This window comes from Muribaculum sp. An289 (assembly GCF_002159555.1).
Classification (GTDB): domain Bacteria; phylum Bacteroidota; class Bacteroidia; order Bacteroidales; family UBA932; genus Merdivivens; species Merdivivens faecigallinarum.
On sequence record NZ_NFIV01000006.1, the window covers coordinates 125,262 to 147,138 of the forward strand.

Consider the following 21,877-nt stretch of genomic DNA (forward strand, 5'->3'; position numbering starts at 1 on the left):
GTCCATTAAAATCAGTCTTCAAACTCTTTCCTGAGTATTTCCTGCACTTCCTCGACGGTTTCCGTCTCAAGGTCGGCGCGTTTTGCGATTTCATCCACGGAAAGGGCGAGTACGCTCTTCGCAGTGTCGCAGCCTATGCCTCTCAGGGCTTCTATTACCCATGGCTCTATTTCATCCTCGAATTCGGTAAGGAGTACGTCTTCTTCGACTTCCTGTGCTGCCGCTTCAGCTGCATCGAGCTCCCTGAAAATGTCTATTTCCTTGCCTGAAAGCATGTTGGCGAGCTTGATGTTGCAGCCTCCCTTTCCGATTGCCAGGGATATTTCGTTAGGTTTGAGGAAAACGTTTATATGGCCGGGTATTTCGCTCGGTTTGATGGAAGAAATCTTGGCCGGACTGAGCGCCCTCTGGATAAGGAGCTGTACATTGTTCGTCCAGTTTATGACGTCTATGTTTTCGTTTCTGAGTTCCCTTACGATTCCGTGTATCCTTGAACCTTTTACTCCGACACATGCGCCTACAGGGTCGATTCTCTCATCGTATGATTCGACGGCCACCTTGGCCCTTTCGCCCGGAATGCGGACCACTTTCTTTATGGTGATGAGCCCGTCGGCTATTTCAGGAACCTCCTGCTCGAATAGTTTTTCAAGGAAAAGCTCCGAAGTCCTCGAAAGGGTGATAAGAGGCGAATTGCCTTTCATTTCAACACTCTTTATGATGGCTTTCACGGTGTCGCCTTTCTTGAAGAAGTCGCTTGGAATCTGCTCTGTCTTCGGGAGTATCAGTTCGTTGTCGTCTTCATCGAGGACGAGCACTTCCCTCTTCCATGCCTGATAAACTTCCCCGACGATAATCTGTCCGATTTTTTCGGTGTATTTTGTGAAAAGCTGCCCTTTTTCGATGTCCATTATCCTTCCCGCAAGGTTCTGGCGGATATTGAGTATGCCGCGCCTGCCGAAACTTGCGAGGCTTACAGGTACCACATAGTCTTCGCCGAGTTCGTATGAATCGTCGATTTTGGAAACTTCCTCAAGGGAAATCTGGGTGTTCGGATCTTCCACATTCTCTACGATTTTCCTGTTCCACCATATTTCGCAGTCCCCTTTGTCGATGTTTATGATGATGTCGAAATTGTCGGCGGTTCCGTAGATTTTCGCCAACTGTGTGCGGAAAACGTCTTCCAATACACTCATCATTGACGATCTGTCAATCCCTTTCGTCTCTTTGAATTCCGCGAATGCGCTTTTAAGATCTATCGTTTCCATTTATAAAAATTAAAATTATTCGAATGTTATATGGTATTTAACTGAATTCACTTCCTCTTTCCCGAATTTTTCGGTAACCTGCACTCTGGCCTTCTTTTTCTTCCCTTCGACGGCTTCGAGCCTTTCGTAGCTCAGCTCGATTCCGTCTTCACCTGCTTTTTCGAGCGTTCCGGTGAGCTTCCTTCCTCCTTTCAACTGGACTTCTACCTTGCTGCCGACGGCTTTCGCGTACTGCCCCGGAACCTTGAACGGGATGTCGATTCCGGCGGAACCCACCGTCAGTTCGTAGTCTTCCTTGTCGCGGTCGAATTTTTCTTCGATTTTCCCGTTCAGCCACATGCAGTCGTCAATCGTCACGTTGTCCCGGGAAGACTCTATCGTTATGTCGATAACGTTGTCCTTGCTTACCGATACGTCCACCAAAAACAGCCGTTCGTTGCCTTCCAGTGCCTGTGCGGCGCACTGCCTTATGTCCTCTTTGTTAATCATGCGGAGAAAATCATGTAGGTTTTACAAAATGTAAGGGGACAAATTCTGTCCCCTTATCCTCATCCCGCCGCAAAGATAAATATTTTTAATATAATATCCAAATTCATCGGATTCTTTGGATATCGGATACTTCGTTGACTCTGCCAAAAAGCGGGTAATCCAAGTTTGTTTGCTCTGCTTTCTGATTTTTCTTATTTTTGCACGATAAATACTTCAATCATGGAATTTACTGCAAAAGAGATAGCTGAATATTTGAAAGGCGACATAAGCGGCGACCCGAATGTGAAAGTGAGCGGATTCGCCCGCATAGAGGCAGGCAAGAAAGGTACGTTGTGTTTTTTCGCAAATCCGAAATACGAGCATTTCCTATACGGCAACAAGGCCGATATCATGATTATAAACAGGGATTACGAGTTGAAGCAGCCTTTGGATATGACCGTAATCCGCGTGGACAATGCGTACAGCGCAATAGCCTCACTGCTGGAATATGTGTCTGCTAAAAAGAAGAAATACCGCAGGCACCGCGGCTGGTTCGTAAGACGTTTTTTTTCCACGAAAATAGGAAAACGTGTTTCGCTCGGGGATTTTTCGTACATAGGCCGCCGTTCTTCGATTGGGGATTTCTCGATAATTTATCCCCAAGTATATATAGGTGAGGACGTGACCATAGGAAAACACTGCATAATTTATTCCGGTGTCAGGATTTATCCCGGTACTGTCATCGGCGACAATTGCATCATACATGCGAATGTGGTTCTCGGCAGCGACGGCTTCGGCTATTCTCATGAAGAGAACGGGACCTATAAAAAAATTGAGCATACGGGCAATCTGGTAATCGAGGACGATGTCGAAATCGGAGCCAATACCACGGTGGACCGCTCGACCCTGGGTTCTACGATTATCCATAAAGGTGTGAAAATCGACAATCTTTGCCAGGTGGCGCACAATGTCGAAGTGGGAGCCAATACCGTAATGTGCGCGATGAGCGCCATCGCCGGTTCTTCGACGGTAGGCGAACGTTGCGTGCTCGGCGGCCAGTCGGGCATATCGGGACACATTTCCATTGCCAACGGAACCAAGGTAGGAGGCCAGGCAGGGGTCATTACGGCTGTGAAAAAAGAGGATCAGGCTCTGCTCGGAACACCGGCCATAGATTTCCATCAATATTACCGTGCTTACGCTTTATTCAGAAAAAGTGCAGAAAAACAAAAAAAATGATTAACTTCGCGCCCCAATACTTGTTAGTAAATTGATATAGTCATGCATATAAGACAGCATACCCTGAAAAGGAGCTATATATTCGAGGGGAAGGGCCTTCATACGGGGCGTATATCCAGGATGGCCATAAACCCGGCTCCCGAAGGGGCAGGCATAAGATTCTGCCGTACCGACAAAGGCGGTGTCATAATCGAGGCTTTGGCAGATTATGTTACCTCTACGGCGCGGAGTACTACGATAGAGAAAGACGGCGTGGCCGTGATAACCATAGAGCACCTGATGTCCGCATTGTACGGACTGGGTGTCGACAATGCTTTTATAGAGATAAACGGTGATGAGGTGCCTATCCTTGACGGGAGCGCCAAGCCGTACATAGATGCCATTTCGGCCGACGGCCTGATGGAACAGGAGGCTTTGCGGGAATATTACAATCTCGATGAGGAGATTCATGTGACAGATGCCGAAAGGGGTTCGGAAATCATTTTTTATCCGGCTCCGGAGACATCTTTCGATGTTACCGTGGATTACAACTCGAAGGTTCTCGGCGTGCAGACGGCCCATTGGGATCCGGCAATAGATTATGCATGCGAGGTGGGTACTTGCCGTACTTTCGTGTTTTTCCATGAAATAGCCTTCCTTTTCAGCAAGAACCTTATCAAAGGAGGCGATGTGGACAACGCGATAGTAATCGTGGAGCATCCCGTGGTGCAGGACGAACTGGACAGGATGGCCGCACTTTTCAATATGCCGAGGCTGGTGCGGAATCCGGACGGATATCTGAACAATGTGGTTCTCCGGTATCCTAACGAGTGCGCCCGTCACAAACTCCTGGACCTTATGGGCGATTTGGCCCTTGTAGGGAGGCGGGTGAAGGCCCGTGTAGTTGCGACAAGGCCCGGCCACGGAATCAATACGAAAGCAGCACGTATATTGAGAGACAAGATTTTAAATGATAATAAGTAGTATTTAATATAACATTGTAAAAATGGCGCAAAAAATACATCCTACAGCTATTGTGCATCCGGGTGCCAAGATTGGAGACAACGTCGAGATCGGGCCTTTCTGCTATGTCGAGAGCGATGTCGTGATAGGCGATGGGTGCAAACTTTTCCCTCATGCTAATATTCTCCAGTATGTGAAAATGGGCAGGAACTGCACGGTTTATCCGGGAGCGGTAGTCGGGGCTACCCCGCAGGATCTCAAATTCAATGGAGAAGTGACGTATGTCGAGATAGGGGATAATGTGACAATAAGGGAGTGCGCCACGATTAACAGGGGTACCAATGCAAGCGGAAAAGGCGTTACCAAGATTGGCAACAACGTACTTATCATGTCGTATGTTCACATAGCCCATGACTGTAGAATCGGCAACAACTGCATCCTCGTAAGTTTCGTCGGCCTTGCCGGTGAGACCGATGTCGATGACTGGGCGATAGTCAGCGGCGGGACGGTAGTCCACCAGTTCTCGAAAATAGGTGCGCATTCCATGGTAGGCGGCGGTTCCAGAATCAATCAGGATATCCCGCCTTACGTGCTTGCAGGACGTATTCCGATTGCCTATGGCGGTATCAACGTAATAGGCTTGCGCCGCAGAGGCTTTTCGAACGAGACCATACAGATGATAAAGGACATGTACCATGTCATCTATTTCAGCGGTCTGAACACCTCTGATGCATGTGACCGGATTGAGGCCGACTTCCCAGCATGCGAAGAGCGCGATATCATCCTGAGATTCATCAGGGCTTCGAAGAGGGGCATAGTCAAGCATACGACCAACGGGCCTATCGAATAATTTCATGCACCGGGTAGGGCTGTTGTCCACGGCATATCTTCCGCCTGTAAGTTATTTTACCGTAATGGCGAAATACGGGGCAGTGTCGATAGAAGCCTATGAAAATTTTCAGAAACAGTCTTATCGTACAAGGGCCCGCATAGCCTCCTCTTCGGGTACGGAATACATTTCCGTCCCCATATTGAAGGGTGAAGGCCATAAAAGGCCCATATCGGAGATAGAAATAGATTATAAGCGCGATTGGGTGTTGTCGCACAAACGGGCCTTGATGTCCTGTTACGGTTCAGCACCTTTTTATATATACTATAAGGATGATATTTTTTCCGTCCTCGACAGCCGTCCACGGTTTCTACTCGATTTGAATACCAGCCTTACCCGTGTCCTTGCCGGACTTCTCGGCATAAGGTGCGAGATCCGTTTTACGGACAGTTACGTCGCCCCTGCCGATGTTGCTTCTGGTGTCGTTCCCGGTGTCGTTTCTGCTGTCGTTCCTGGTGTCGTTTCTGCTGCCGTTCCTGGTGTCGTTTCTGCTGCCGTTCCCGGTGTCGTTTCTGCTGCCGCTCCCGCTTCTGCTTCTTCCGGTGTCGTTCATGGTGTCGTTCCCGCTTCTGCTTCTTCCGGTGTCGTTCATGCTGCCGCTGCTTCCGATGCTGTTGTCGCTTCTGCTTCTTCCGATGCTGGTGCTTTTCCCAATACTGGTGTTTCTGCCAATGTTGGTGCTTCTTCCGATGCTAACGATCTTCTTCATACTGACACTGCTTTTAATGCTGGCGCTACTTTGCAGGACAGCACTTCTCTTCATGACGACACTGTTCTCCAAGACGATGGCCGGGCTTCAATTGATTTTCGTTATTGCATACATCCGAAACGGCCTCTTCCTACGGGATTTTTAAAAGGAGGTGAATACTATCAGGTTTTTGCCGACAGGCTGGGCTTCATTCCGGATTTGTCTGCCGTAGACCTGCTTTTCAACGAAGGCCCCAACGCCATCTCATTCCTGAAGTAACCCGCCTGAGCATTTGGGTCAGCCTCTTATCCGCCGTAAGCCGCCGGAGGTGAGGCCATATATTCCGACGGCAGTGCCGGTGTTAATAATGTCTTCTCTGTTCCCGGGGAAAGTGCCCAAGATTCGTGGAAATTTGGTTCACTTTCCCTGTGGTTTTCCGGCAGTTACCCTGTGTAGCCCCCCCTATAGTGCCCTGTAGTGTGTGAATCATAGGGGGAAAGTGCCCAAGATTCGTGGAAATTTGGTTCACTTTCCGGGAAGAAATGGCGAAAATGACGGTAAAATCAACATTTCCGGTGGGAAAGTGCCGTGAATTTGTTGAAATACGGTTTACTTTCCCGGCTTCTTTGAATGTAGTGGAAGTCCGGGTGCAGGCAATTTTGTAACAAACTGAATATCAATGCGATAAAAATTTAAGTGCACATTTCGAAAGTTTTAAACTGCCGAAATGTGCACCCGTTTTTGTTAATCAATTGATTATCAATACATTCAAAAATCGCCATGCGCCGACTGTTCCAAAATTACATGGAAAACTTTACAAGTAAATTGCCCTGCTCCCGGTTGTGCAGAATAACGGTTGTACGGGATATAACGGATCAGCGGATAATTTTGCACAAACGGGAATAAGGATTTTTTGATTACATTCCGATAATGTGTTGATATATAGCCGTTTATGGGCGATATAGTTAAGCTGAGGCGTTCCCGGTTTGACACTATTCTTGCATGCCACGATTATGCTTCCGGTGGCCCGAGAAACAACATCTCTGCCTAAAGAATGACAGGAAGCGGGATGGAAGTGGGATGGAAGCGGAATGAGGAGGAAAAATAGGATTTTGTCGTGTCATTTTCCAGCCCACAGCCAGCTGGATTTCTTCGTAATGACTGATAATCAATAACTTACAAAAAACACAAGCTGGCTTTGGGTGCCTCAGAAAGCACCCAAGCGCAGATGTGGTTTTTGTAAATTGCTAATTATCAACCTTTTACAAGAACAGTGGCTGGCTATGGGGTAGAAAAAGTTGATTTTGTTCGGGTCACGGGCGAGAAATGAAGCCACAGAAGATTCCGACCGGAATTATCCGCTGGTCCGATATAACTTCTCCAGCGGGTAGCAAAGCCCCGCCCCTAAACCTGAGCAGACCTTCAACCGGAACGGAGCGGGCCTTCAACTTGAGCGGACCTTCAATTGGGGCGGACCTTCAACCTGAGCAGGCTTTTAGCCGTAGCGGACCTTCAACTGGAATGTCTCTTCAACCGGAACGGCCCTTCTCAGAATCTGAACCCGATGGTCGCCACAAACGACATGAGGTAGTTCTTTACTCTGAGTTGCGGCGAAGCAATGAATCTGTCTGGATTATCGGAGTCCGGAACATAGTCAGCGTAAGGCCTGTAAATCAAGTCCGGATAATCTCCGTACCTGAATGCCACGTCCGCATAGAACGAGCCGTTTGTCTTGAAGCCGAGTCCTCCTGAGTAGACGAACGTATATGCCTTCGCATCCTTTGCCGCAATCTCTCCCGGAGTAATGAAGTTGAAACCGCCCCTGATGGCTACGTATGGAGTGACATTGATTTCAAGGCCGGCACGGAGGTTATGCGAAACGCCGTACTGTGAGACTATGTCGCTGTTTGCATATTCGAATCCGTCACGGGAGCCATCAGTGTTTTTAAACCTCATGGAACCGTAATCTACGCCTTCATAGTCGATGCTCAACAGTCCGAAGCGGCCGAAGGTATAGGCTATTCCGACGTTATACTTGAACGGGGAGGTGAGCCTGTAGGTGTAATTTCCCTCCGGTGTTCCCCTGGAAACACGGCCTCCGGTCATATTCCCGTTCTCGTCCCTTTTGGTCTCGGTGGTCACTTCCAGATCTTCGAACCATCTTTCGGATATCGTTGTCCCGGTAGGGGTCTGGATGGCTGCGCCTATCCTCAGCCCGGCTACAGGGGCGGCGATGATACCGAATTTTGCATAAAATCCCCTTCCCGAACTTTGCAGCACGTATCTGTCATGAAGGGATATGAATCCCGTCTGGAAGTCGGAACTGTTTACCGCAAATTCCGAGAACCTGCTGTCCATCGTATAGTCCATCATTACGAAGCCCAGATTCACCCCGGCATAAATAATGTCTGAAAAATTGAAGCCGGCGTTCAGAATGATGTCGCTTTTGTTTCCGTAAGTCCTGTATGAAATGCGCTGGTCGAGCGGGCCTCCGGTGTAGATATTGTAGCCGTCGCCCGTCTGCTCGATGTTTTCGGTTATGCCCGCATATTCGGTATCGGGCGCATTGCCGAAATTAGATATCGCTCCCGTTTCCCAGCCGAGTACGGATGCCCAAGGAAGCCCCTTGAAATAGGGGTCTTCTCCGTTCAACAACGACGAACTGATTCCCATGGTATTTGCCGCCAGTGCCCCTGCCCAGGAAGTCGCCGAATTTATGCCCCTTCCGTTGAAGGCCATGTTGTAATCATGGGTGCGGTTGTAGACAAGTCCGACAGTGACGGATTTAAGGCCTCTTGAACGGTATGTGTCGAAATTGAGGACGAATCCGAAATTAGGCATGGTGAACCTGTTCTGGCCGTCCCGGAAACTGTTCCCCATGCCGGCAGGAAGGCTTATTCCATCTCCAGAGATGCTGGATGCAGTGCGTGAAAAACTTCCGCCGAGGGTCAGCTCGATTTCTGAATACCGGTAGACTCCCGAGCCTGCCGGGTTGACGGTTATTCCGCCGATGTCGCCTCCGAGGGCGGTAAAGGCGTTGCCCAGGGCTATGCTTCTTGCCGTGCCGTAATAATCCGTGTACGAATAATTGTAGGCGTCGTATGCGCTTTGTGCTCCGGCAGTGGCCGGAGCCATCGATGTGACGGCTCCGATAATCCCTGCGGCTATTATGCTTGAAATGATTTTACTCCTGTCCATGTCGATGAATTTTTATTATCTCCTTCCCGATGACCTTGAAACTCCTCCTCCGGAAGATCTCGTTGTCCCTGACGACCTCGAAACGGTTCCTCCCGAAGGTCTGTATGATGACGAGCTTCTCGATGGGGTGAAACTTTGCCGCGAAGTCGATGAGCTCTTCCTGAACGTGCTGCCGCTATTCCTGTTCGACGAGCTTGATGTATTGTAAAAACTTCTTGAACTGCTACTTGAGGAAGTGCTGTATGACTGCCTGTCGGACGATGTGGTCCTTGAAGGCCTGAAACTGTTCACCGTGGCGCTTTGCCTGTACGTAGCGCTTTGCCTGTATGAGGACGTGGAACCGCTACGGATGGAAGCGGCCTGCCGGTTTGCACCTGAAACCCTTGACACTCTTGATGCCGTATTGTTCCGGGATGGATTCTCCCCGGCGGTCATTGCCTGTTTTCTTGTCGAAGAAGTCGCGTATTTGCTGCTCGTCACTTTGTTCACTGCATTCAGGCCTGAAGTCCGGGTTGCCGTTGAGGCCGCCCCGCTTGTACGCAATACCCTGTTTACGCTGCCTGAAGATGTAGCCGTTCCTTTCGTCGCATTGGCGGCCGTATTTGTCGTCCTCGTAATCCTCATTCCCTGTACGGAAGTGCCGGAAGAGGATGTCGAGTTGCGGTTTCCAGCGCTGACGGCGTCCCTGCGGTTGGATGTAATGGCTGTCGAAATGGAAGACGAACTTCCTCCTCTCGACCCTGAACCGTAGCCTGTCGAGTTCCTGCTTCCGTAATACCTGTCAGGTCCATGATGATGGTCCGGTCCGTAGATAGGATAATGGTGATGATGGTGGTGGTAGAACGGATAATATCCGTAGAGCGGTCTGTATCCGAATACCGGATTGAACCAAGGGTCCCACCAGATGGAAGCGAAGTAAGGGTCGTATCCCCAGCCGCCCCACCACGGGTCCCAGTAATTGTAGAACCCTCCGTACCAGCCATAGTAGCCGAAGAGATTGCCCCAGCCCCAGCCTATGCGCAGGTCTGCCCAGTAAGGATAGTGGTAATATCCCCAATTGTAAAACGGGGTGTTGTAAAAATAAAACTGGTTGATTGTCCCGTCTTCCGAAAGGAAGCCGTCAGAGACAGCTACCAGCGCCGTATCCTCTATGAATCTGAACTGTGCGTTTTTTCCTGCAGGTACGGCAAGGGTGTCCGTGCCGCTTCCGGTACCTATAAGATATATGTCGGATTCGTTGGTCTCCTGCGTAAGCTCTGCAAGATAGCCGTTGTCATTTTCCAGAGGGGATTCATTACGGTAATAGAGCCCGTCCTCGTATTTCATGTCCGAGTATGCCGTATATGAGCGTACCGAACAAGAGGACAGAGCCATTATGACGGACGTTGCCGCGAAAAGATACTTTCTCATAATTGTAATCTCCTATTTTTTTGTACTTTTGCACCTAATTCCAATAATCGTGCAATTTAAATATTTTTTTCAAATTTTTTGTATACAATGGCAAAAGAGGTGACGAGCAGGGCGGAGAATTACTCCCAATGGTACAATAATCTTGTTGTAAAGGCGGATTTGGCTGAAAATTCGGCAGTACGCGGGTGTATGGTGATAAAACCTTACGGATACGCCATTTGGGAAAAGATGCAGCATGAACTTGACAGGATGTTCAAGGAAACCGGACATTCCAATGCGTATTTCCCGCTTTTCATACCCAAATCGTTTCTCAGCAAAGAGGCCGAGCATGTCGAAGGTTTCGCCAAGGAATGCGCCGTAGTTACGCACCACCGGCTCATGAACAATCCTGACGGGCCGGGAGTGGTAGTGGATCCATCGGCAAAATTAGAAGAGGAACTTATCGTGCGTCCGACATCGGAGACGATAATATGGAATACATATAAAAACTGGATAAAGTCATGGCGCGACCTGCCGATACTTTGCAACCAATGGGCGAATGTGGTAAGATGGGAAATGCGTACGAGGCTTTTCCTCCGTACCGCCGAGTTCCTTTGGCAGGAAGGCCATACCGCACATGCGACCGAGCAGGAGGCGATTGAAGAGACTAAGAGGATGGTGAACGTCTATGCCGACTTTGCACGCAACTATATGGCGATGCCTGTCGTGGTCGGTCACAAGAGCGAGAACGAGCGTTTTGCCGGGGCGGTGGATACGATGTGCATCGAGGCCATGATGCAGGACGGAAAGGCCCTTCAGGCAGGCACCTCGCATTTCCTCGGGCAGAATTTTGCGAAGGCTTTCGATGTGAAGTATGCCAACAAGGACGGCCAGCTCGAATACGTATGGGCAACGTCATGGGGCGTATCCACAAGGCTTATGGGTGCCCTCATCATGGCGCACGGAGATGACAACGGACTCGTGCTTCCTCCGAAACTCGCCCCTATCCAGGTAGTGATGGTACCTATTTTCAAGAGCGAAGAAGAGTTGAACGGCATCTTGGCGAAAATGAATGAGATAGCGGTATCGCTCAAAGCTATGGGGATAAGTTATAGGATAGACGACAGGGACAATCTCCGTCCGGGATTCAAGTTCTCCGAGTGGGAGCTCAAGGGCGTTCCCGTAAGAATAGCAATCGGTCCGCGCGATTTGGAAAACGGCATGGTAGAACTTTCACGCAGGGACGAACTGACGAAAGAGAGCGTGCCTCAGGAAGGTCTTGCCGAAAGGATTTCCGTGCTTTTGGACGACATTCAGAAAAACATTTATGCCAAGGCGTTGGCTTTCAGGGATAAAAATATAATAAAGGTGGATACGTGGGAGGATTTCAAAGAGAAAATCACCCAGGGAGGCTTCCTTTCCTGCCATTGGGACGGTACGGTCGAGACCGAGGAGCGCATAAAGGAAGAGACCAAGGCTACAATCAGGTGCATACCAATAGATACTGCCGTTTGCGAGGAGGAAGGCAGGTGTGTCTATTCCGGCAGGCCTTCGCACAGAAGGGTGTTGTTCGCGATAGCATATTAAGGCTGTTGGAAAAACAAAAAACGATATAATAGCCGTTAACTAATTTTTGACATTATGAGAAAATTGATTGTTTTATTCGCTGTGCTTGCCGTTTGCCCGGTTTGTGCATTCGCCCAGGCCGATACGGTGAAAACCGACAGTGCGGCAGCGGATACGGTTTTGGCCGAAGAGTATCAGGTGGCTGCCGAAATGGCAGAAGAAGTAGTGGCGGCAAAGGAGGTAGAGCCTCAGGTCGAAAAACCTAAGTACTGGACTACGGGACTGTCCACGCAGTTGGGTTTCTCGCAGGTGGGAATCACCCAATGGGCCGACGGTGCCAACCAGTCGATTTCGTTCAACTCGTTTATCGATGCCTTTGCCAATTATGCCAAGGACAAGATTATCTGGGAAACGAGGTTGCAGCTTGCATACGGAATCATAACCGATATCGATGACGGCTTTACCAAGAAAACAGATGATAACATCCAGTTGGACAGTAAGTTCGGGTATAACATATCCAAAAACCTGTATCTTTCGGCACAGTATTCTTTCAAGACCCAGTTCTCAAACGGTTACAAATACGATGGGAATACGATTGTCCAGAAAGAGTCGGCCTTCCTGTCCCCGGGCTATACCAATCTTGCCCTCGGTATCGATTACAAGCCTTGGAAATGGCTCAGTCTCAATGTGGCTCCGCTCACCGGAGGTGTCGTTATCGTGAACGATCCTGCATTGAGGGAAAAATACGGCAACTACAAGACGGCCGAGGACGGCAGCAAGATAACCATGCCGGTCAAGTTCGAGCTCGGTGCCCAGGTGAAAATGGATATTAAGCTCAAAATAGGTTCGAAAATCGATTTCGCCTCCTATCTTACGCTCTTTTCGGATTATTTGGACAAACCGCAGAATATCAGGGTGAACTGGGATACGGTTACGGATTTCAACATAAGCAAATTCTTCTCGATTAATTTCAGGACATACCTTATATATGACGATGATATAATGATAACCGATTTCAGGAACCCTGAGGCCCCTGCAAAGCAGCGTGTGCAGTTCAAGGAAATATTCACAATCGGCTTCACTTATTCGTTCGGGGCCTAACGGATTCCGACGTTTAACGGATTTGTAATGTAATGGCTGATTTACAGTATAGATTCAATAAAAATCTGTCAGGACTTTTCGGACAGGATGAGACATGCCCCCGCGTACTTCTTGCTGTAAGCGGGGGCGTGGATTCAATGACCATGGCCGAAATGGCTTCGACCTGCCCGTATATCGCGAAATCAGCCGTGGCCCATTGCAATTTTTCGCTCAGAGGGAAGGAGAGCGATGGTGACGAGGCTCTGGTGCGGAAGTGGGCGGAAGAGCATTCACTCCCGTTTTACCGCATCCGTTTCGATACTGTCGGGTACGCCGGGGAAAAGTCGCTTTCGGTAGAGATGGCCGCTCGGGAGCTCAGGTATGCATGGTTCATGGATTTGCTTTCGAAGGAAGGTTATGATTATGTCTTCGTTGCCCATAACATGAACGACAATGCGGAAACGCTGTTCCTCAATCTGCTCAGGGGCACCGGCATAAAGGGCATTTCGGGGATGAAGGCAAGAAGCGGCCGGATTCTGAGGCCGATGCTCATATTTTCCCGTCATGAAATAGAGTGTTTCGCTTCGGCACATTCCGTTCAATACAGGAACGACAGTACGAATTTTTCTTCAGAATACAAGCGTAACCGCATCAGGAACGAGGTTTTTCCGATTTTGGGCAAAATCAATCCGTCTTTTCTGAAAACCCTTGTTTCCGATATGGATTATTTTTCCGAGGTATCGGCTTTGGCTGACCGTGCTGTTGAGGATGCCATCCGTGCTGCGGCCTTGCCAGTTGCGGATACAGACAGTATTGCCTGCGAGTCGGCTTATTCTGTAAATGTATTGAAAAACAGTCGTTTGTCCTCTTATTCGCTGTTCGCTGTCGCTTCCCGTTATGGCTTTGCTTCGGCACAGTGCCGCGATATGGAGAAGGTGCTTTATGCGGATAATGACGGTTGTCCTACGGGAAAATATTTTCTTTCTCGTTCGCATTTTGCCCTTGCCGACAGAGGCCGCCTTCTGTTTTACCCGCTTTGCAAGGTCCCCGTTTCATTGGGTGGCGGGGCTGTGCAGGATGAAATCGATGCAGGGGCAAGTGACTTGTCTTTCCGGTTTTTCTCCAGGGAATTTTCATTGAAGTTCCTTCCGTCCGATTCGGCTGAGCTGCCCTTCAATACGGCAGGTCCCCGAATGGAACGTGCAGGTGCGGGGTTCTCTTATGCAGGAGTTCCGGATGCCGGTTCCGCCGGTGCGGGTCACTATGGTGCCCGGCTCTCGGCTGTCAGCCTCTATGCCGATGCAGACAAGGTGCAATTTCCGGTAAAAATACGGCAATGGCGCCCGTCCGACAGGATGAGGCCTTTCGGTATGAAAGGCTGGAAGAAGCTGAGCGACATTTTCTCGGATGCAAAAATCCCTCTTGTCGAAAAGCATACGCTTCCAGTCATCGAAGATGCTTCCGGGGCGGTCGTTGCCATAGCCGGACTTAAAAGCTCCGAGGATTTCAGGGTAACGGAGAAAACCCGCAGGGTGCTTGTAATAGTATCCTGAATTGTAAAATAGTATCCTGAGCCGTAAAACTGTGGCCGCCAGTCTGAAAAACCAGCTGACGGCCACGTTATTAAAGTGTTATGATTTTCCGCTGCTCCGGAATTACGGCCTCAGAACTACGTCTCAGAATTACGGCTTCAGAACGTGAAGCCGTAGTCCCAAGGAAGCCTTGCGTAGATTTTTCCGGAGATTTCCTGAAGATTGCCGTATGCGCTTTCTATACGGTGTCCCAGCATGGCTTCTTCAATGGTGAGGCCTTCAGGAAGCGGAGTGCCTGACAGGGCGTCTATCACGGCACCCATCCCGCCGAACTGCTCCATAAGCATTTCTAACTGTGTCAGAGGTTTAGGATACTGTACCACGGTGTAGTCGGTGTATCCGGAAACGGCCGCTGCATATTCGATTGCATCGTAAAGTCCTCCAATCTGGTCCACAAGCCCGATTTCAAGGGCTTCGGTTCCGGCCCAGACACGCCCTTGTGCTATTTCATCCACGTCTTCCACATCCATCCCGCGGCCCTGTGCCACCAATTTCGTGAATTTTGTGTAGATGGTATCCACGGATGCCTGCATGTACCTTTCTTCGGCAGCATCGAGAGGCCTCATGAGATTGAACATGTCGGCATGCTCGTGGGTCTTGATTGTGTATACGTTGAGGTGCGCCTTCTCTTTCACGGCCTTTCCTATTTCTGGAATCATGCTGAACACTCCGATGCTTCCCGTCAGTGTCGTAGCATCCGAAAAGATGTAATCGCAGCCGGCAGAAATCCAGTAGCCTCCGGAAGCCGCGTATGAACCGTATGAAGCGATGATTGTACGGCCCTGGGCCTTCATGAGGTCTATTTCGCGCTTGATTTTCTCAGCCGCGCTCACGCTTCCGCCAGGAGAATTAACACGGAAGACGATGGTGCGGATGGTCGTATCTTTCCTTATTTCGGCAAGTTGCCCGGAGAAAGAATCCCCGCCGATATTTTCGGAAGATTTTCCTTCGACGATTTCACCGTCGGCGTATATGACGGCTATCTTGTTGGCCGATACTGATTTTACTGTATTGTTCGCGGCATAGTCGTCGAATGGGATGAAACTCAGGTCCTTTTCGTCCTCGACCTCGTAAAGGGTGCAGAGTTTTTCGCTCATCTGGTCCTTTGTAGCGGTCCCGTCAATCAGCCCGTTTTCGATGAAATCCTCGGGCGAATCGAGTTCGAGCCCGTTGATCATGCCGTCAAGTTCTTCTATGGTGATATCCCTTGCCGAGGCCATTTTTTCACCGAGGCTCTCCCAGATTGCATCCAGCATCTCCTCGTTCTGCCTCCTGTTTTCCGGACTCATTTCACTTTTGATATAAGGTTCCCCGGCCGATTTGTATTTTCCGTGGCGGATAAGCTGGATGTTTATTCCAATCTTGTCCAGAAGGTCCTTGAAATAAATCATCTGGCTTCCGAGGCCGAGTATCATTCCGTTTCCATAAGGGGCCATGTATATTTTATCTGAAACGGATGCCAGATAGTAGCTTCCGAGCGTAGGTGTCTGTGTGAAGGATATGATGGCCTTCCCGCTTGCGCGGAATCTTTCAAGGGCGGTGCGGAACTCTTCCATCGCGGCTATCGGGCCGGAAAAATTGTCGGGTTCCATATAGATGAATTTCACTCCCGGGTCGGTTGCGGCCTTCTCTATCGCCTTGATGGCATCGTAGAGCGTTGTCGTTCCGCTGTTTTCCCCCATTATTATCTGGTTGAGGGAGGCGGGGATGCTCCTTTCCGAAATGACATTTTTAAAATCGATTTTCAAAATTCCCGTTTTCGGAATGACAGGAGTCGAGGATTGTCCGAGAAAGGCCAGCGAGCCTATGACTCCGATACATATCATGATTGCGATGAACAATGCAATCGCGCATCCTAAGAAGGAAGCCAAGAGTGTTTTTAAAAATTTCATAACAGTATACAATTAGTGCGATTTTCAAACTGTCTACAAAGTTACTGATACTTTTTGAAAAATTGGACTTTGTTTCTAAATTTGCGCTCCGATAAATTAAAAGACAGATGTTTCGTATAGTTGAGAAAGAGTGGCTTGCCGACAATATATGCCGCATGTCGGTCGAAGCGCCGCGCCTTGCAAAAGCCGCAAGACCGGGGCAGTTCCTGATTGTCAGAGACAACGAGAAGGGCGAAAGGGTCCCGCTTACGATATGCGATTATGACGGCCAGGCCGGTACTGTAGACATAGTGATACAGACTATTGGCGCATCCACAAAGGAAATGTGCGCTTATAATGTCGGTGACTGTTTTGCCGATGTGGTGGGCCCCCTCGGAGTGCCTTCGGAGTTCATATCGAAGACCCCGGAAGAACTGAAAGGCCGCCGGTATCTTTTCATTGCAGGCGGAGTAGGGACAGCTCCCGTATATCCGCAGGTCAAATGGCTCAAGGCCCACGGTGCTGCCGTAGATGTGATAATGGGGGCTAAGAACGTTTCCCTTGTTATCCTTGAAGATAAGATGAGGGCCTTGTGCGACAATCTTTATGTCTGCACCGATGACGGGTCGGCCGGCTTCAAGGGAATGGTCACGGCCTGTGCCGAGGAACTTCTGGACGGCGGACATGAATATGACGAAGCTGTCGCGATAGGACCGATGATCATGATGAAATTCGTATCCCTCACATTGAAAAAATACAATATCCCGCTTACCGTGAGCCTCAATACGCTGATGGTGGACGGAACCGGAATGTGCGGGGCCTGCCGTGTCACCGTCGGGGGAAAGACCCGTTTTGCCTGTGTCGAAGGTCCGGAGTTCGACGGTTATGCCGTCGATTACGATGAGGCCATGAGGCGCCAGGGAATGTACCGTCCTCAAGAAATAGAGGAAGATCATAAGTGTCATTTGGGATTGGGAAAATAATTTTATAAAAATATTATGGCAAACAATATTCCGCGCGTACCTGTCAGGGAGCAGGATCCCAAGGTCAGGGCTGCCAATTTCGACGAGGTATGCTATGGTTATAATATGGAAGAAGCCTTGCTTGAGGCTTCAAGATGTCTGAACTGCAAGAACCCGCGTTGCGTGGAAGGGTGTCCTGTCAATGTGAAAATCCCCCAGTTCATAGCCCGTGTCGCCGCCGGCGATATCAAGGGGGCGGCCGAGGTGATTTCGCAGGACAGTTCACTGCCGTCGGTATGCGGCAGGGTCTGCCCTCAGGAGTTGCAGTGCGAAGGCCGCTGCATCCTCGGTGTGAAAGGGCAGCCGGTCTCGATAGGCAAACTGGAGCGTTTCGTAGGGGACTGGAGCCGTGAAAACGGAGTCCGTTTTACCCAATGCGCCCCATCCAACGGGCACCGCATCGCCATAGTGGGAAGCGGCCCGGCTTCGTTGGCCTGTGCGGGCGACCTTGCAAAACTCGGTTATCAGGTGACTATGTTCGAGGCCTTGCACAAGGCCGGCGGCGTGCTTGAATACGGCATTCCCGAGTTCAGGCTTCCGAAAGATACCGTGGTGGCCGGCGAAATAGCCAATATCAAAGCCATGGGGGTCCGCATAGAGACCGATACCGTGGTTGGGCAGACCATAAGCATAGACGAATTGTTCGACAATGAAGGATACGAGGCAGTTTTCATAGGTTCCGGAGCAGGGCTTCCGAGATTCATGGACATTCCCGGCGAGAATCTCAACGGGGTATTTTCGGCGAATGAGTTCCTGACGAGGAACAATCTGATGAAAGCTTACCGCGACGACTACATGACACCAATCTATACGGGCAACAGGGTCGCCGTAGTGGGCGGAGGAAACGTGGCCATGGATGCCGCGAGGACGGCATTGAGGCTCGGCGCCGAGGTCACAATCGTTTACAGGCGTACCGAGAAGGAGCTTCCGGCAAGGGCCGAGGAAGTGCATCATGCAAAGGATGAAGGGATACATTTCGAATTGCTTTCGAATCCTGTGGAAGTACTCGGCAACGAGAAAGGCTGGGTGCGCGGCCTGAAATGCATACGGATGGAACTCGGAGAGCCTGACGAAAGCGGGAGGCGTTCCCCTGTCGAAATCCCCGATTCATATTTTGAAATAGAGTGCGATGCCGTGATAATGGCTCTCGGGACTTCCCCTAATCCGCTGCTTTCACGCGTGACCCCGGGGCTCCAGAGCGACAAACGCGGCCGCATTGTGGCCTCCGAAGACGAGAAAACCACCCGTGAGGGGGTTTTTGCCGGGGGAGATGCCGTTACCGGTGCGGCGACCGTCATACTTGCAATGGGAGCCGGGCGCAAGGCGGCGAAATCGATAGACGAATATATCAGAAGCAAGGAAAAATAATTAGGATTACATGATACAGAAACCTTCCATACCAAAGGGTACGAGGGATTTTCTTCCCCGCCAATGTGCCGAGAGGCAGTATATTTTCGATACGATAAGTTCCGTATTCGAGACTTTCGGCTATGCCCGTATCGAGACTCCTGCCATGGAGAACCTTTCCACCCTGCTCGGAAAATACGGAGAAGAGGGCGACAAGCTGCTTTTCCGCATCCTTAATTCTGGCGATGCGTTTTCAGGGATTGATTTTTCCCGATACAGGACGGAAGGGGAAGGTTTGGAGTATGACAGCAAGGCACTGTCCCTGAAGACATGCGAAAAGGGGTTGCGGTACGATCTTACTGTCCCGTTTGCGAGATTCGTAGTCCAGCACCGCAACGATATCGTTTTCCCGTTCAAAAGGTTTCAGATCCAGCCGGTCTGGCGTGCCGACAGGCCTCAGAAGGGCAGGTACAGGGAGTTTTACCAGTGCGATGCCGACATCGTGGGTTCGGAATCATTGCTGAACGAGCTTGAACTTGTCCAGATAGTAGATACTGTCTTCAGGCGTTTGGGCATCCGGGTTTCGGTCAAAATCAACAACCGCAAGGTGCTTGCCGGTCTGGCGGAGGCATGCTGTTTCCCGGACAGGATTACGGACATCACCGTCGCCATAGACAAGATAGACAAGATAGGTATAGAGGCGGTAAAACAGGAACTGGCCGGGCGAGGGCTTACACCTGAAGCTATTGCAGTCATAGAGCCTGTCCTGTCGCTTTCCGGAGATACCGCTTCCAAACTGGAGGCCATGCGGACTGTCCTTTCCGGTTCTGAAATAGGCAATAAGGGCTTGGACGAGGTCGAGGAACTCTTCGGGCTGATTTCCGCGGCCGGGATTTCCTCTCCTGTGGAATTCGACCTTTCCCTGGCCCGCGGACTCAATTATTATACCGGGGCAATTTTTGAGGTCAAGGCTTTGGATTTCCCGATAGGGAGTATCTGCGGCGGAGGACGTTATGACAACCTCACTGGGATTTTCGGTATGCCGGGGCTTTCCGGAGTGGGCATTTCTTTCGGTGCCGACAGGATTTATGATGTGTTGTCGGGGCTTGAAAAATTCCCTTCGTCCGTGCTTTCAGGGCCGAAAGTGCTTGTCGCAAATCTCGGTCCGGCCGAGACGGCTTATTTGCTGCCGGTCGTGAAAGAGTTGAGGGACAACGGTATTTCCTGTGAGATATACCCTGATGCAGTGAAACTGAAAAAGCAGTTCGATTATGCGGCCAAACGCAATATCACGTATATGATTATCACCGGAAGCGATGAAATGGAGCGCCATGCGGTCAATATCAAAAACATCGTAACAGGAGAACAGAAGGAGGCGCCTATGGACTGTGTCGCCGACCTTGTTTCGTGCATGTATTGAGAAGCTGTTTTCGCCGGCTTTTGATTGCTTTCCGTCAGTTTCCCGACTGCTTTGCCAACTTTCCAGCTGCTTCCGCCCGCTTTTGAAAATAAATTTTGCTGAATTGAAAATTATATCTATCTTTGCAGTCCAATACCGCGGGGTAGAGCAGTTGGTAGCTCGTCGGGCTCATAACCCGGAGGTCGGAGGTTCGAGTCCTCCTCCCGCTACCAAGACAAAGCGACCATTCAGGCCGCTTTTTTTGTTTTGCCATCCCAATTCTGGATTTCTGAGCCGTGGTGTACGTCGCGATGAAAAAGAAGATATCCGACAGGGATTACCGGTATAAGCGTGATATGGCCGTCCGTCCGGTAGAATGGATAAGGGACTATGTAATGCTGGATGCGAAAGCCCTGCTGAAAAGCGGAAAATATACGGTACAGCAGGTCAGTGACATGCTGAATTTTCCGAATCAGTCGTTTTTCGGCACTTATTTTAAAAAGGAGTCGGGCGTTTCCCCGAAAGCCTATATGTCCGGCAAGTGATTATCTTCCTTCCTCGTCGAGCACTTTCGTCTTCGTCTTGAGAATCTTCAGGACTATGTAGGAAAGTCCGGTGAAGATTGCCAGTACTATTATGGCCCAGTTCAGATGGATGTATTGCGGGCAGAGCCACCATCCGCAGAGGTTGAATATGCAGAAAATCAGGAAAAGGAAGAAAACTCCGTTCTTCTCTTTCTTCAGCACCTTCTTCCATGAGAAAGGAAGTGACGGCTTTACGAAGCCTTTGAATTTCGGGAAGAAGGCAGGGACGTGTTCAGACCATGCGAGGTATTCTTCCGAAAACTTCCTGCGGAGAAACTGCTCTTCCGCGTACATGATGCGTTCATAATACAGCCAGAAAATGAGGATGAACATGAGGATGAACGCAATGTTGCAGGTGAGCAGGGCTATCCCGAAATACATCAGGAAATTCCCGAGGTATAGCGGATGGCGCACAGTCGAGTAGATTCCCGTCTTGTTCAGGCTGTCTGCCACCTGTTTTTCCGTGTTCCTTCCGGAAGTGTTGGCCGGTGTATGTCCGACCGTGTATACCCTGACAAAGACTCCGAGGAGACTGACGAGCAGGCAGAAAAATTCATAGTATATCCAGTACGGGGCGAGAGCCGAGAACATCATCCCCTGCATTTCGAGGGTAAGCAGATATATTCCGAGTCCTACTACCAAAACGAATATGGGGAGCACTCCCCTGCGCTTGAACAGCCAGTTGCCCTGTTTTTCGAAAGTCTCTTGCAGTGCCATAGTTTGTTATAAAAATTGTTTTTGAATAATCTCAGTAAAAATTAGTAAAAATCGCACAAAAGTAGGAAACACTTTTTAAAAATCAAAAACTGCTTGCTATCTTTGTATGTCATGCCGGTTTTGCTCCGGCATGCGCGTGTGGTTAAATCGTATGTGTATATGAGAGTTTTGTTCCTGTCTGTTTTCATCCTGTCATCCTGTCTCAGCTCCTTTGCCGCCGCGGCGGCCGGAGGGCCCGGCCCGGAAGAGGCCATACTCGGCAAGTGGGAGACCTGCGACAAACACGGCAATCCGCAATCCGAAGTCATAATATATAAGGTGGATGACGGCTACAATTGCAAGATAACCGGACTTCTCGGTGAATTCGAGGCCTACGGCAGTCCTTTGTGTGCAGGCTGTCCGGGCGAATACGAGGACAAACCGGTAATCGGTATGGACATAGCCAAGGGCCTGCGCTATGAGGACGGCGTATTCAAGGGGAAGATACTCAGCCCCGACAGGGCCAGACTGTTCAGAACGACGATGGAAGTGGACGGGGATGACCCGGACATACTGATTGTGAAAGGCTATGTCGGCCCTTTCAGTGAAACCCAGAAGTGGAAAAGAATCGATTAAAATTTC

18 protein-coding genes and 1 tRNA gene are annotated in these 21,877 nt (G+C 49.9%); 13 read left to right on the forward strand and 6 right to left on the reverse strand.

The window, feature by feature from the left end; genetic code table 11:
• Positions 1-11: 11 nt before the first annotated feature.
• A complete protein-coding gene (gene nusA / locus B5F83_RS06555; protein WP_087278898.1) occupies positions 12-1,265 on the reverse strand; it encodes a transcription termination factor NusA in 1,254 nt (417 codons plus the stop codon).
• A 15-nt stretch (positions 1,266-1,280) separates the two neighbouring features.
• Positions 1,281-1,754 (reverse strand): ribosome assembly cofactor RimP, encoded by a 474-nt coding sequence (rimP, locus tag B5F83_RS06560; protein ID WP_087278895.1) that lies wholly within the window; start codon positions 1,752-1,754, stop codon positions 1,281-1,283.
• A 219-nt stretch (positions 1,755-1,973) separates the two neighbouring features.
• On the opposite strand from rimP, the gene lpxD reads away from it, so the two are divergent.
• From lpxD to B5F83_RS06580, 4 genes are read left to right on the forward strand one after another with little or no spacing between them, the layout of a single operon-like run.
• Positions 1,974-2,972, forward strand: coding sequence for a UDP-3-O-(3-hydroxymyristoyl)glucosamine N-acyltransferase (lpxD, locus tag B5F83_RS06565; protein ID WP_087278891.1), 999 nt, complete (start codon positions 1,974-1,976; stop codon positions 2,970-2,972).
• 42 nt (positions 2,973-3,014) lie between these two features.
• A complete protein-coding gene (lpxC, locus tag B5F83_RS06570) occupies positions 3,015-3,935 on the forward strand; it encodes a UDP-3-O-acyl-N-acetylglucosamine deacetylase (protein WP_087278888.1) in 921 nt (306 codons plus the stop codon).
• A 22-nt stretch (positions 3,936-3,957) separates the two neighbouring features.
• Positions 3,958-4,764 (forward strand): acyl-ACP--UDP-N-acetylglucosamine O-acyltransferase, encoded by an 807-nt coding sequence (gene lpxA / locus B5F83_RS06575; RefSeq protein ID WP_087278884.1) that lies wholly within the window; start codon positions 3,958-3,960, stop codon positions 4,762-4,764.
• Between the two features lie 4 nt (positions 4,765-4,768).
• Complete coding sequence (locus B5F83_RS06580) at positions 4,769-5,770, forward strand: WbqC family protein (RefSeq protein ID WP_087278881.1); 1,002 nt, start codon at positions 4,769-4,771, stop codon at positions 5,768-5,770.
• A 1,269-nt stretch (positions 5,771-7,039) separates the two neighbouring features.
• Here B5F83_RS06580 and B5F83_RS06585 read toward each other — a convergent pair.
• Positions 7,040-8,689 carry a hypothetical protein gene (locus B5F83_RS06585; RefSeq protein ID WP_087278878.1) on the reverse strand — a complete coding sequence of 550 codons (1,650 nt, stop codon included), beginning with the start codon at positions 8,687-8,689 and terminating at the stop codon, positions 7,040-7,042.
• A gap of 15 nt (positions 8,690-8,704) precedes the next feature.
• Positions 8,705-10,099: a hypothetical protein gene (locus B5F83_RS06590; protein ID WP_087278875.1), complete on the reverse strand. Its 1,395-nt coding sequence runs from the start codon at positions 10,097-10,099 to the stop codon at positions 8,705-8,707.
• An 87-nt stretch (positions 10,100-10,186) separates the two neighbouring features.
• On the opposite strand from B5F83_RS06590, the gene proS reads away from it, so the two are divergent.
• Genes proS through tilS form a run of 3 tightly spaced genes read left to right on the forward strand, consistent with a single transcriptional unit; the run spans position 10,187 to position 14,277 of the window.
• Positions 10,187-11,665, forward strand: a complete 1,479-nt coding sequence (gene proS, locus B5F83_RS06595; RefSeq protein ID WP_087278872.1) for a proline--tRNA ligase — start codon at positions 10,187-10,189, stop codon at positions 11,663-11,665.
• Between the two features lie 54 nt (positions 11,666-11,719).
• Positions 11,720-12,745: a DUF3078 domain-containing protein gene (locus B5F83_RS06600; RefSeq protein ID WP_087278869.1), complete on the forward strand. Its 1,026-nt coding sequence runs from the start codon at positions 11,720-11,722 to the stop codon at positions 12,743-12,745.
• Positions 12,746-12,777: 32 nt separating this feature from the next.
• The gene (gene tilS, locus B5F83_RS06605; RefSeq protein ID WP_087278865.1) at positions 12,778-14,277 is read left to right on the forward strand and encodes a tRNA lysidine(34) synthetase TilS; all 1,500 of its coding nucleotides are present in this window, start codon (positions 12,778-12,780) and stop codon (positions 14,275-14,277) included.
• A 137-nt stretch (positions 14,278-14,414) separates the two neighbouring features.
• Here the strand turns inward: tilS and sppA are convergent, their stop codons facing one another.
• Positions 14,415-16,208, reverse strand: coding sequence for a signal peptide peptidase SppA (gene sppA / locus B5F83_RS06610; RefSeq protein WP_087278862.1), 1,794 nt, complete (start codon positions 16,206-16,208; stop codon positions 14,415-14,417).
• Positions 16,209-16,315: 107 nt separating this feature from the next.
• Here sppA and B5F83_RS06615 point away from each other — a divergent pair, with 107 nt between their 5' ends.
• From B5F83_RS06615 to B5F83_RS06635, 5 genes are all read left to right on the forward strand, one after another.
• Positions 16,316-17,170 (forward strand): sulfide/dihydroorotate dehydrogenase-like FAD/NAD-binding protein, encoded by an 855-nt coding sequence (locus tag B5F83_RS06615; RefSeq protein WP_087278859.1) that lies wholly within the window; start codon positions 16,316-16,318, stop codon positions 17,168-17,170.
• 15 nt (positions 17,171-17,185) lie between these two features.
• Positions 17,186-18,577 carry an NADPH-dependent glutamate synthase gene (gltA, locus tag B5F83_RS06620; RefSeq protein ID WP_087278856.1) on the forward strand — a complete coding sequence of 464 codons (1,392 nt, stop codon included), beginning with the start codon at positions 17,186-17,188 and terminating at the stop codon, positions 18,575-18,577.
• Positions 18,578-18,587: 10 nt separating this feature from the next.
• The gene (gene hisS, locus B5F83_RS06625) at positions 18,588-19,976 is read left to right on the forward strand and encodes a histidine--tRNA ligase (protein WP_087278853.1); all 1,389 of its coding nucleotides are present in this window, start codon (positions 18,588-18,590) and stop codon (positions 19,974-19,976) included.
• A 136-nt stretch (positions 19,977-20,112) separates the two neighbouring features.
• Positions 20,113-20,188, forward strand: a tRNA-Met gene (locus B5F83_RS06630).
• A gap of 78 nt (positions 20,189-20,266) precedes the next feature.
• Positions 20,267-20,500, forward strand: coding sequence for a helix-turn-helix domain-containing protein (locus B5F83_RS06635; protein ID WP_087278988.1), 234 nt, complete (start codon positions 20,267-20,269; stop codon positions 20,498-20,500).
• Here B5F83_RS06635 and B5F83_RS06640 read toward each other — a convergent pair whose 3' ends face one another.
• On the reverse strand, positions 20,501-21,256 hold the full coding sequence (locus B5F83_RS06640) for an isoprenylcysteine carboxylmethyltransferase family protein (protein WP_087278850.1): 756 nt from the start codon (positions 21,254-21,256) through the stop codon (positions 20,501-20,503).
• Positions 21,257-21,415: 159 nt separating this feature from the next.
• On the opposite strand from B5F83_RS06640, the gene B5F83_RS06645 reads away from it, so the two are divergent.
• A complete protein-coding gene (locus tag B5F83_RS06645; RefSeq protein ID WP_158094175.1) occupies positions 21,416-21,871 on the forward strand; it encodes a DUF2147 domain-containing protein in 456 nt (151 codons plus the stop codon).
• The last annotated feature ends 6 nt before the right edge of the window (positions 21,872-21,877 follow it).

Excerpts from the sequence above, each read along its gene's own strand:
- B5F83_RS06580 (WP_087278881.1), top strand. The coding sequence starts at position 4,769 with ATGCACCGGGTAGGGCTGTTGTCCACGGCATATCTTCCGCCTGTAAGT.
- B5F83_RS06615 (WP_087278859.1), top strand. The coding sequence starts at position 16,316 with ATGTTTCGTATAGTTGAGAAAGAGTGGCTTGCCGACAATATATGCCGC.
- lpxD (WP_087278891.1), top strand. The coding sequence starts at position 1,974 with ATGGAATTTACTGCAAAAGAGATAGCTGAATATTTGAAAGGCGACATA.
- B5F83_RS06645 (WP_158094175.1), top strand. The coding sequence starts at position 21,416 with ATGAGAGTTTTGTTCCTGTCTGTTTTCATCCTGTCATCCTGTCTCAGC.
- B5F83_RS06600 (WP_087278869.1), top strand. The coding sequence starts at position 11,720 with ATGAGAAAATTGATTGTTTTATTCGCTGTGCTTGCCGTTTGCCCGGTT.
- proS (WP_087278872.1), top strand. The coding sequence starts at position 10,187 with ATGGCAAAAGAGGTGACGAGCAGGGCGGAGAATTACTCCCAATGGTAC.
- tilS (WP_087278865.1), top strand. The coding sequence starts at position 12,778 with ATGGCTGATTTACAGTATAGATTCAATAAAAATCTGTCAGGACTTTTC.
- hisS (WP_087278853.1), top strand. The coding sequence starts at position 18,588 with ATGATACAGAAACCTTCCATACCAAAGGGTACGAGGGATTTTCTTCCC.
- rimP (WP_087278895.1), bottom strand. The coding sequence starts at position 1,754 with ATGATTAACAAAGAGGACATAAGGCAGTGCGCCGCACAGGCACTGGAA.
- lpxC (WP_087278888.1), top strand. The coding sequence starts at position 3,015 with ATGCATATAAGACAGCATACCCTGAAAAGGAGCTATATATTCGAGGGG.
- B5F83_RS06635 (WP_087278988.1), top strand. The coding sequence starts at position 20,267 with ATGAAAAAGAAGATATCCGACAGGGATTACCGGTATAAGCGTGATATG.
- gltA (WP_087278856.1), top strand. The coding sequence starts at position 17,186 with ATGGCAAACAATATTCCGCGCGTACCTGTCAGGGAGCAGGATCCCAAG.
- lpxA (WP_087278884.1), top strand. The coding sequence starts at position 3,958 with ATGGCGCAAAAAATACATCCTACAGCTATTGTGCATCCGGGTGCCAAG.
- nusA (WP_087278898.1), bottom strand. The coding sequence starts at position 1,265 with ATGGAAACGATAGATCTTAAAAGCGCATTCGCGGAATTCAAAGAGACG.
- sppA (WP_087278862.1), bottom strand. The coding sequence starts at position 16,208 with ATGAAATTTTTAAAAACACTCTTGGCTTCCTTCTTAGGATGCGCGATT.
- B5F83_RS06590 (WP_087278875.1), bottom strand. The coding sequence starts at position 10,099 with ATGAGAAAGTATCTTTTCGCGGCAACGTCCGTCATAATGGCTCTGTCC.
- B5F83_RS06585 (WP_087278878.1), bottom strand. The coding sequence starts at position 8,689 with ATGGACAGGAGTAAAATCATTTCAAGCATAATAGCCGCAGGGATTATC.
- B5F83_RS06640 (WP_087278850.1), bottom strand. The coding sequence starts at position 21,256 with ATGGCACTGCAAGAGACTTTCGAAAAACAGGGCAACTGGCTGTTCAAG.